This is a genomic window from Bacillus sp. 05T31, from assembly GCF_056396725.1.
Genome location: NZ_JBFTMA010000110.1, coordinates 1 through 9,401, shown reverse-complemented (window position 1 = coordinate 9,401; position 9,401 = coordinate 1). Strand labels below are relative to the sequence as shown.

Genomic DNA, 9,401 nt, shown 5'->3' with positions numbered 1-9,401 from the left:
CTGCAGCACATGCAATTCGAACGAAAGAAATTAATGCGATTATCGTAGGGGCAGATCGAATCGTTGAAAACGGTGATACTGCCAATAAAATAGGAACATTAAATTTAGCTATATTAGCAAAGTATTTCGGTATCCCATTTTACGTTGCAGCACAGTTATCTACATTTGATACTACGAAACAAACAGGTGCTGAAATTGTCATTGAAGAAAGAGATGAAACAGAAGTTACGAAAATTTTTGGGAAACAAGTGGCGCCACTTGGAACGTCTGTATTTAACCCTGCATTTGATGTAACACCGCATGAATTAATTACGGGGATTATTACTGAGAAAGGTATTTTACGTGGAGATTATAAGCAAGAAATTACATCATTATTTGAAAAAATAAGCTAACTGCTCAGTCGCTATATAAAAAAACGGTAGAAAAGCATGTTTTTAAATGGTCGAGAGGGACTGGCTATGTATAGGAGCGGTAAGTGCCTGTTCCTACCACGCACAACGTTTTAAAACAAAGAAAGGTAGCAAGGTGTAGGACCATTTGTATCTTCATGGTAGCAATCTATATGCTGAAAAATGAAATGTATGGCTGAGTAGTTAAAAAACAAGCTAATAAAAAATAGCTTGTTTTTTATGCCTTAAGTCTTCSTTTCCTCTTATTTATGTAATGAAGGGAGGAGAGAAAGATGGAAGAGTGGATCGGGATGATAGGTAATGTGGGCTTTCCAATTGTTGTAACGCTATATTTACTCCATCGGATTGAAAGTAAATTAGACGGAGTGATTGTTGCAATTGAGAAACTCCCTAAACAATTACTAAAGTAGAAAGATCCTCGCGATAGAAAGTAAAATAAAGTTTGCTCGCGAAGAGCAAACTTTATTTTTTATCCCGCATTAACTGCCCGTAAAAGCCCGATTGGTGAAGGCTAATAATTAGTGGGGATGAACAAAACCCCTACTGATTAAAGTTTCACTTTATTGAGCAGTATAACCACCATCGATAACGACGGCTTGACCAGTTATACCTTTTGCTTTTTCACTCGCTAAAAACATAGCATAATCAGCAATTTCTTGTACTTGTAGCAAACGTTTCTGTGGTACAAGAGGATAAATGACATCTTCTAAAACATTTTCAAGTGGTACATTTCGCGTAGTTGCTAAGTCTTGTAGTTGATTTCGTACAAGAGGGGTATCAACATATCCGGGACAAAGAGCATTTACAGTAATTCCATGAGTTGCTCCCTCTAAAGCAGCAACTTTTGTTAATCCAATTACACCGTGTTTCGCACTATTATAGGCAGCTTTTCCAGCGAATCCAACAAGTCCGTTAATCGAAGCAACATTAATAATACGACCATATTTTTGCTTTTTCATAATCGGAAAGGCATGTTTGATGGCGATAAATGGAGCGATTTGCATAATTTTAATAAGAAGCTCAAATTTATCAGTTGGAAAATCTTCAATCGGTGAAACATGTTGCATTCCTGCGTTGTTAATTAATACATCTAATGAACCGAAATGACGAACTGTTTGAGAAAGTGCTGCTGTAATTTCTTCTTCAGATGTAACGTCACATTTTAAACCAATGGCTTGATAGCCTTCTTTTTGCAATTGTTCAGCAGCTTCTTTTGCACGATCTTCAAGGCGATCACTAATGACAACTTTAGCACCTTCTTTTGCGAAAGCACTTCCCATTTCATAACCAATACCGCTTGCAGCACCTGTTAAAAAGACAACTCGATTTGTAACCATGATGAAAAACACTCCTTCATAATAAAAGTTCTCTTATTGCTCTATTTAGAGAGGTGATAATAAAATTCCTGCAAACATTTGGAAAAATATTGCTAGCTATCTTGTTTTGCAAAGTAGCGTTTGCTATACTATTTTGTAAAGCAAGATACTTACGCTTATCTATCTTGTAAAACAAGATAGTGGGAGGATTTGAAATATGTCGATAAGTCAAATGTTGAAAGGGATTTTAGAAGGATGCTTACTTGCTATTATTTCTGAAGGTGAAATATACGGTTATGAAATGAGTGAAAGATTAGCGAAGTATGGTTTCACAATGGCGAGTGAGGGAAGTATTTATCCGTTATTAATACGAATGCAAAAGGAAGGATTAATAACAAGTGTAATGAAGGAATCTCCATCTGGTCCAAAGCGAAAATATTATACATTAACAGAAAAAGGCGAGGAAGCACTGGATGAATTTATGGATCGCTGGGAAGCGATGCAAAGTAGTGTAGARCGTCTACTTGAAGGGAAGGGRAGAAAAAAATAATGTTATCAARTGAAGCRCGAAAKTTTYTATTAGATATGAGATTATTTTTARCKGCAAAGRGTGTGAAAGAAAGCGATATTGAAAATTTTATAGAAGATGCTGAACTCCATTTAATTGAGGGTGAGAGTGATGGGAAAAGTGTAGAAGATATTTTCGGAAGCTCACCGAAAGAATATGCAAATGAACTTGTAAAAGTGATGGAAAGAGATAGACAGGAAACGTGGAAGCAAATTGGTTTTACAGTAATGAATATCGTAGCATTTTGGATTATTGCTTCTATTGTAATAGTGAATAATGGAATTTTACAGATTTCACTTATTCAGTGCATTGGCTATAGTTTTACATTGATCATAGCTGTAATGGGGCCTAATTTTCTACTTCGTAAAATGACATTTGTAACAAGTTTTACAAAAACGTGGTTTTCTATGTGGATTTTAGTTATGATAGCGCCAATGTTTTTAATGGGGGCTGTTACGATATTAGATTTGATCTATCCTACCAAAATGTTTACATTCACCCAAACGCAAAGTTATATATTAGCTGGAGGTATTTTTATTATCACAGTAGCGATAAATATGTATTTTAAAGGATGGTTTAAAAACTTATATTTAATTATTCCTCTTTCTATTATGTTAGTGTTTAAAACATTCACATCGGAAGATCTCGTGCCAATGTTATTTCAAATTATATGTTTATACGGAAGTTTGTTTATTTTAATCTTCCTTGAAATTATGATGAAGGCGAATAGAAGAGAAACGGTTAAATAAGGGAGGGGGGAATAGGATGCTTTCTCAAGAGTCACGAGATTTTCTGGCAAATACAAGTACTTATTTAASAGYAAAAGGRATAAGTGARAARGATATTRAATYCTTTTTAGAAGATGCAGAATTGCATTTAACTGAAGGTGAAAAAAGGGGCAAGAGTGTAGAGGATATATTTGGTGATTCACCAAAGGAATATGCAAATCAACTTGTAAAAGAAATGCAAGTTGATTATAAACGGAATTTAGGATGGCTAGCTACAGCTATTATGAGCATATTATGCTATTGGACTGTTCCAGATCTTTTATTTCGAAATTTAAATGAGCCTTATACCATTTCTTTAATAGGGTTGATTGGATATCCGATTATCTTAGTGTTAATGATTGTGGGAGGAATTTTATTTTTAAGAGGTGCTAGTTTTCAAAGGAGTATGTTGAAAAAGGGTTTACTGCTATTTGGAGCAGTAATACTTACTTATTTACCAGTATTAATAATGTTTTTAAAAGATTGGTATAGTTTTCCTTCCTATGAAGTCCCTCAATTAGGAAGATATTTAATTGGAGGGGTTATGCTAGTGATAACAACGATTGTGAATGTTCGGTCTCTTGGTTGGAGTGGTTTGTTTGTGTTAGGAATTCCAATTTTTATGATAGTGATGGTTGAACAACTAGTAAGAGTATTTTTCTAATGAGAAGCTCTAGAAATAAAAGAAGAGGATGAGCATATATGTAAATCATACTTATATGTATATTAACTATTATGTTTCTAGGATTAATGACTTTAGGAATTTATACTGCCTTCACCAAAAGAGCATAATGAATATTTTAAACATCACGATATATTTTATTCTTCAGTTTAATAGGAAAGTGGCTGCTCTGGATATACAAAAAATTATTTCCAAAGAAATACTATATTTTGATTTTTAGAAGGATTATGCTTAGGTGTATAGTGTATCCTTTGCAGCCGAAATCTGGTTTGTTGATTTGAATATATTGTTTTAAACAGTAACAATATCGTTACTGTTTTTTTCTTTGTAATAAAGGACTTTGTAAAGAGAGTGCTTTTTGTTCATTTGTTAATAATGAATTGATGTGAACGTTATTAGGGCTAGGGACTATAGGGTACATAAGGTTCGATGGTGAATGGTGATGTTCAGAACCGGTTGGAGAGTGGGGATCTGCGTGCGTAAGTTTTCCATGAATTCGTCTTGTAAATAAAATATGACCAATTTCGTGAGCGAGGGTGTATATATTTTTCATTGGAGCAGCTGAGTTTGTTAAAACGATGTAACCAGTAAGTTGTTGTTGTTTCGCTAGAGAGTAAGCGCAAGCGATTACTGCGGTTTCTTTGAAATAATCACTACCAATATAACAAATATAAAGGTCGCATTCAGGAGCTTCGTTAACACAAGTTTGAAAAAAAGATGATAATTTTTCCTGACTTTGAATGGAGTTTTTATAACTAATTTCCCGATTAGAAAAACGGAAAAGCTCGTTTAGTACAATTACTTCTTTAATTTTAAATGTAATGGGATGCCAAATTGATTCTGCAACTGCTAAATCTTTTGCAATACGGTCGTCAGAAATATCGGCGCCTGGAGTAATGCAAACACATATATTAACGTATGAATTCATAAGGAACACCTCAAATGAAAAAATTCTTTCTATAATATATGTGGGGGAAAGGTCCTATGTATGGATAAACGCCTTGTTTATTACACGAATATATAGACTATAAGTCGAAAAAAATTCATAGTTCTATAACGTAGTATGGTCATCTTTTTGATATAGTAAAGAAAAGGGGGAGAATATATGTATACATTAAAAATCGTTTCAGACAGAGAAGCTCTGTATCAATTTGCGAGCTATGTAAGAGTTGTGCAAGGGGTTGAAGATGTATATGTAGAGGTGGGAGAACCTTTATATGAACATCCATTAATGAAGTTTTATGTACATATTACAATTGAAGAAACATATGATCAGCATAAAGCATTGCAAGAAATAGCTAGATTAGTAGAATTAGGACGTTTTACATATGTCCATTATCATAATGAGGAAATTGAAGAAGCTTTTGAAGTTGTAAAATACGAAAGCTTTAAGAAATAAAGTGAAACTTTAATCAGTGGGGGTTTTGTTCATCGCCCACTGATTATCAGCCCTCACCAATCGGGCTTTTATGGGCAGCCCGATCCCCACCTAACTTCTTTACTTTCGCTGAATTTTGAGGTAGGGGTCTTACCGCCCGCAAATAGCAGGATAACGGTAAAAAAAGGAAGTGGAAGCTTCCTTTTTTATTGAAAATTACAGCAACAAAAGAAAKAGAATTTTGTTATGATAAGGAAGGGTGAGGAAAGGGGAGTTTACATATTGGGGTATATTGAAGAGTTACGCAAAGTAGTTGGTACGAGACCACTTATTTTAGTAGGATCAGCAATTATTATATTAAATGATAATCAAGAAGTATTGCTTCAATATCGTTCAGATACATATGATTGGGGCGTACCTGGTGGGGCAATGGAACTGGGAGAAACGACAGAAGAAACTGCTCGTAGAGAATTATTCGAGGAGACGGGACTAAACGCGAAAATTATGCAATTTCTTGGCGTTCTTTCAGGAAAGGAAGTTTATTTCCGTTATCCAAATGGAGATGAAATTTTTAATGTGATTCATCTGTATCAGGCACATCATGTAAGCGGAGAATTAAAGCTCGATCATGAAGGGTTAGAACTTCAATATTTTCCAGTAGATAAGTTACCAAAATTGAATGAAACGACAGAGAAGATATTACAAAAATTCTTATACGCATTGACAGAATAGAAGGTTAATTCCTTCTATTTTTATTATATTAAATATTTTGATTTTTTGGTATGTTTATAGTATGATAATTTTAGACATACAACTTATGGAATTTCACCTAAAAACTTACTAGGGTACATAAGAGAGGGGCAAGTACAAAATGCATAATGTTGTCATTACAGCTGCAGTTCGTTCACCAATTGGAACTTTCGGAGGAGCACTAAAAAATATAACACCAGTAGAATTAGCTGTTCCTGTACTTCAGGAAGCTRTAAAAAGAGGCGGAGTAGAGCCACATGAAGTTGATGAAGTAATTTTAGGTCATTGTATTCAAAGAACTGATGAAGCAAATACGGCAAGAACAGCTGCATTAGCGGCAGGATTTCCTGACACAGTTACTGGTTATACAATTCAACGTCAATGTTCTTCAGGTATGCAAGCAATTATGTCTGCTGCAATGCAAATCCAATTAGGTGTAAGTGATATTGTTGTTGCAGGTGGAGTAGAAGCAATGAGCTCGAGCCCTTATGCATTGAAACAACACCGCTGGGGACAACGTCTACAGCACGGAGAAATTCGTGATACGGTGTGGGAAGTTTTAGAAGATCCGATTCACCATATTATGATGGGTGAAACAGCGGAAAATTTAGTTGAACAATATGAAATTACAAGAGAGGAACAAGATGAAGTTGCGCTTCGTAGTCATACATTAGCGCTGCAAGCGATGGAGTCTGGATACTTTGACGATCAAATTGTTCCTATTACAATAAAAGAACGTAGAAAAGAAGTTGTATTTGCGAAGGATGAACATCCACGTGCAGATATTACAGCTGAAAAATTAGCAGGATTAAAACCAGCTTTCCGTAAAGACGGATCAGTAACTGCAGGGAATTCATCTGGTCTTAATGACGGAAGTGCAGTTCTAGTATTAATGAGCGAAGAAAAAGCAAAAGAAAAAGGCTTACAACCGTTAGCTCGAATTGTTGGATACTCAGTAGCGGGTGTAGATCCGAAAATTATGGGTATTGGACCAGCACCAGCAATTCGTAAAGGATTAGAAAAAGTAGATTGGTCATTAGAAGATGCAGATTTACTTGAAATTAATGAAGCTTTCGCTGCACAATATTTAGCTGTAGAGAAAGAGTTAGGGTTAGACCGTGAGAAAGTGAATGTAAACGGTAGTGGTGTAGGACTTGGACATCCAATTGGTTGTACAGGAGCTCGTATTACGGTAAGTTTAATTCACGAATTAAAAAGACGTGGATTAGAGAAAGGTATTGCCTCTCTATGCGTTGGAGGCGGTATTGGAGTAGCTTTATTTATAGAAGCATTATAAAAAAGAGGCAGCGATTGCTGCCTCTTTTTTTATGACTCAAATAAGTGATGAAATAATCGATCGCGATTTTCAAAGAAAAGTTTCGTCGTTTGGTAATGCTCCGTTTCTTCTAATGTCGATTCGTGAATTCCTTCTTGAGTTAAAGAGTATATAGTAGATTCAGGATAAGCCATTAAAATGGGAGAATGCGTTGCGATAACAAATTGTGAACCTTGTTCAGCTAGTTCGTGCATGCGAATGAGCATTGAAAGTTGTCTCATTGGGGATAAAGCTGCCTCAGGCTCATCTAAAATGTATAAACCTTGTCCTGAAAAACGATTCATAAATAATGAGAAGAAGGATTCGCCGTGTGATTGTTCGTGAAGTGAAACGCCGCCATAAGATTTTATAGCATCTATTTCATCGATATAAGAAGCAACGTTATAAAATGATTCAGCGCGAAGAAAGAAACCGTCKTTTGGTGTATTGAAACTTTTTGAAATTCGAAKRTATTCATGTAAAGAYGAATGKGAATCGTWYGTGYTRAAACGGAARTTCTTCGTTCCACCTTCTGCATTAAAACCTAAAGCAAYTGCAATYGCTTCSAGTAATGTTGATTTACCYGTCCCRTTYTCTCCAATRATGAATGTTACATTTGGGTGGAAAGCTAGTGATTGCAAAGTTCGAATAGCGGGTAGACAGTAWGGATATGCGGAAAAGCTAGGGATATTTTCTTTTTKTAATGWGACRYTTTTTAAAAAGGGTRCKTCAATCAATATATAAACCTCAATTCATAACGGATTTTGWTTCTAAAAAAGCGGCAAATACTAATGTAATACAACTTGCTAATAGTACTGTATATTGAAGTGCGCCAAAACCGAGACCTTCCCAGCCGAAAGTCATTCTCTTCCATATGAAAATGAAAAGAACGCTCATAAAACCAAAGAGGGCAGGCATATATTTTATAATTTTCAAGTGCTTCCATAGAAAGAAGCCAATGTATGTACTTAAAAACAAGGTAGACAGAACAAGAAAAAATACAAGTGTTAACGACACGTGATCCCCCTTATTTTCTGAATATTTTATGTGAATTATAACATTTAAACTATCATATTCCAATGTGAAAATAAATATTGCATAGAGATTATTCATGTCGTTATGATAGTATGTATTCTATTGGAAATATGAAGAGGAGTATTAATATGCCGTTTACATTCGCACATCCAGCAGCTGTTCTCCCTTTTGCTAAGAAACATTCTAGTTATATTTCGGTGACGGCTCTTATATTGGGTAGTATGGCACCTGATTTTGAATATTTTTTATATTTTAGGCCATACGGTATTATTGGCCATACATGGGTTGGTTTCTTCTATTTGAATTTACCACTCGTTTTTTTATTAGCATATGCATATCATCGTATTTTAAAAGGACCGTTTATAACATATTTACCTAAGCCTTTTGCTAGTTACTATAAATATGTAGTAGATGCGAAGTGGGGGCTATATACTTGGAAGGACTTTTTTGTATTTTGCTCTTCAGCTTTATTCGGTATGGTGACGCATGTCGTTTGGGATGCTTTTACTCATAAGACAGGCTATTTTGTTATGAAAATACAGCTGTTACAGCAAGAAGTATATAGTATTCCAATTTATAAATTTTTACAGCATGGGAGTACGTGTTTTGGTCTACTATTACTAATATATGTACTATGGAAATATAGGAGGGAAACTGATCAAGATACTAGTTTAACTGCGGAAAAAAAGAAATATTGGGCTTCATCTATCGTTGTGGCGGCCATTATATTTATCGTTCACGCGTTATTAGACCCCTATTTTCATATTTTCCAAATAGGAGGTATAATAGTATCTGGACTGACAAGTTCGTTTTGTGGACTTCTTATTGTTTCTATAGTTTACAAATCAAGGGACTAATTTATATTAATGAATGATAGTGTTAGGAGAAATTAAATGATGAAAGCATGGAAAAGTATTTTTGTTTTATGCAGTTTTCTTCTTATGTTAAGTGGTTGCTTCCAGCAAGAAGAAAAGAAGGCAGAACCTAAAAAGAAAGAATCTATTCCAGAAACAAAAGAGTATGGTGGGCGTGAGCTTAAAAAAGTAGGACAAAAAGTGAAAGAAAAAGGGTGGGGGACATTTGAATTAGAACAGATTCATTCTGTGAATCAGACATTTGAAGTAGCCCCAATGAAAATTCACGTACAAGACGTTAAAGTTATCTCATTATCACAAATGAG

Annotated in this window: 12 protein-coding genes and 3 pseudogenes; 11 read left to right on the top strand and 4 right to left on the bottom strand. The window is 35.0% G+C overall.

The features are described 5' to 3' along the window. Together mtnA and AC1DJR_RS09870 are read left to right on the top strand one after the other, a co-directional pair. Window positions 1-392: pseudogene (mtnA, locus tag AC1DJR_RS09875) on the top strand (S-methyl-5-thioribose-1-phosphate isomerase); the annotation flags it as partial. A gap of 290 nt (window positions 393-682) precedes the next feature. Then, entirely contained in the window at window positions 683-820 is a 138-nt protein-coding gene (locus tag AC1DJR_RS09870; RefSeq protein WP_002014881.1) for a YvrJ family protein, read from the top strand. Between the two features lie 150 nt (window positions 821-970). Here the strand turns inward: AC1DJR_RS09870 and AC1DJR_RS09865 are convergent, their stop codons facing one another. After that, a complete protein-coding gene (locus tag AC1DJR_RS09865) occupies window positions 971-1,747 on the bottom strand; it encodes a 3-hydroxybutyrate dehydrogenase (RefSeq protein WP_002128918.1) in 777 nt (258 codons plus the stop codon). A 196-nt stretch (window positions 1,748-1,943) separates the two neighbouring features. On the opposite strand from AC1DJR_RS09865, the gene AC1DJR_RS09860 reads away from it, so the two are divergent. The 4 genes and pseudogenes from AC1DJR_RS09860 (at window position 1,944) to AC1DJR_RS09845 (ending at window position 4,038) form a co-directional block, all read left to right on the top strand. Further along, complete coding sequence (locus tag AC1DJR_RS09860; RefSeq protein WP_044442778.1) at window positions 1,944-2,276, top strand: PadR family transcriptional regulator; 333 nt, start codon at window positions 1,944-1,946, stop codon at window positions 2,274-2,276. Further along, on the top strand, window positions 2,276-3,043 hold the full coding sequence (locus tag AC1DJR_RS09855) for a DUF1129 domain-containing protein (protein WP_477002505.1): 768 nt from the start codon (window positions 2,276-2,278) through the stop codon (window positions 3,041-3,043). The genes AC1DJR_RS09860 and AC1DJR_RS09855 overlap by 1 nt, the downstream gene beginning before the upstream one ends. Window positions 3,044-3,059: 16 nt before the next feature. Further along, complete coding sequence (locus tag AC1DJR_RS09850; protein WP_477002504.1) at window positions 3,060-3,725, top strand: DUF1129 domain-containing protein; 666 nt, start codon at window positions 3,060-3,062, stop codon at window positions 3,723-3,725. Between the two features lie 71 nt (window positions 3,726-3,796). Then, window positions 3,797-4,038, top strand: a pseudogene (locus AC1DJR_RS09845) (DNA-binding protein). Window positions 4,039-4,053: 15 nt separating this feature from the next. Here AC1DJR_RS09845 and AC1DJR_RS09840 read toward each other — a convergent pair. Then, entirely contained in the window at window positions 4,054-4,671 is a 618-nt protein-coding gene (locus AC1DJR_RS09840; protein WP_016120760.1) for an ImmA/IrrE family metallo-endopeptidase, read from the bottom strand. 177 nt (window positions 4,672-4,848) lie between these two features. On the opposite strand from AC1DJR_RS09840, the gene AC1DJR_RS09835 reads away from it, so the two are divergent. From AC1DJR_RS09835 to AC1DJR_RS09825, 3 genes are all read left to right on the top strand, one after another. Then, on the top strand, window positions 4,849-5,142 hold the full coding sequence (locus AC1DJR_RS09835; protein WP_002088390.1) for a DUF3928 family protein: 294 nt from the start codon (window positions 4,849-4,851) through the stop codon (window positions 5,140-5,142). A gap of 261 nt (window positions 5,143-5,403) precedes the next feature. Further along, window positions 5,404-5,853, top strand: a complete 450-nt coding sequence (locus AC1DJR_RS09830) for an NUDIX hydrolase (protein ID WP_012261633.1) — start codon at window positions 5,404-5,406, stop codon at window positions 5,851-5,853. Window positions 5,854-5,992: 139 nt separating this feature from the next. Next, window positions 5,993-7,168, top strand: coding sequence for an acetyl-CoA C-acetyltransferase (locus AC1DJR_RS09825; RefSeq protein ID WP_477002503.1), 1,176 nt, complete (start codon window positions 5,993-5,995; stop codon window positions 7,166-7,168). 29 nt (window positions 7,169-7,197) lie between these two features. On the opposite strand, the gene AC1DJR_RS09820 is transcribed toward AC1DJR_RS09825, so the two are convergent. Next, window positions 7,198-7,923: an AAA family ATPase gene (locus AC1DJR_RS09820; protein WP_477002502.1), complete on the bottom strand. Its 726-nt coding sequence runs from the start codon at window positions 7,921-7,923 to the stop codon at window positions 7,198-7,200. A gap of 10 nt (window positions 7,924-7,933) precedes the next feature. Then, window positions 7,934-8,203 carry a hypothetical protein gene (locus AC1DJR_RS09815; RefSeq protein ID WP_477002501.1) on the bottom strand — a complete coding sequence of 90 codons (270 nt, stop codon included), beginning with the start codon at window positions 8,201-8,203 and terminating at the stop codon, window positions 7,934-7,936. A 146-nt stretch (window positions 8,204-8,349) separates the two neighbouring features. Here AC1DJR_RS09815 and AC1DJR_RS09810 point away from each other — a divergent pair, with 146 nt between their 5' ends. Continuing rightward, window positions 8,350-9,078, top strand: coding sequence for a DUF4184 family protein (locus tag AC1DJR_RS09810; protein ID WP_429688654.1), 729 nt, complete (start codon window positions 8,350-8,352; stop codon window positions 9,076-9,078). Between the two features lie 36 nt (window positions 9,079-9,114). Next, window positions 9,115-9,401: pseudogene (locus tag AC1DJR_RS09805) on the top strand (hypothetical protein); the annotation flags it as partial.

Coding starts and splice junctions, on each gene's coding strand:
- AC1DJR_RS09870 (WP_002014881.1), top strand. CDS start 683: ATGGAAGAGTGGATCGGGATGATAGGTAATGTGGGCTTTCCAATTGTT.
- AC1DJR_RS09865 (WP_002128918.1), bottom strand. CDS start 1,747: ATGGTTACAAATCGAGTTGTCTTTTTAACAGGTGCTGCAAGCGGTATT.
- AC1DJR_RS09840 (WP_016120760.1), bottom strand. CDS start 4,671: ATGAATTCATACGTTAATATATGTGTTTGCATTACTCCAGGCGCCGAT.
- AC1DJR_RS09835 (WP_002088390.1), top strand. CDS start 4,849: ATGTATACATTAAAAATCGTTTCAGACAGAGAAGCTCTGTATCAATTT.
- AC1DJR_RS09810 (WP_429688654.1), top strand. CDS start 8,350: ATGCCGTTTACATTCGCACATCCAGCAGCTGTTCTCCCTTTTGCTAAG.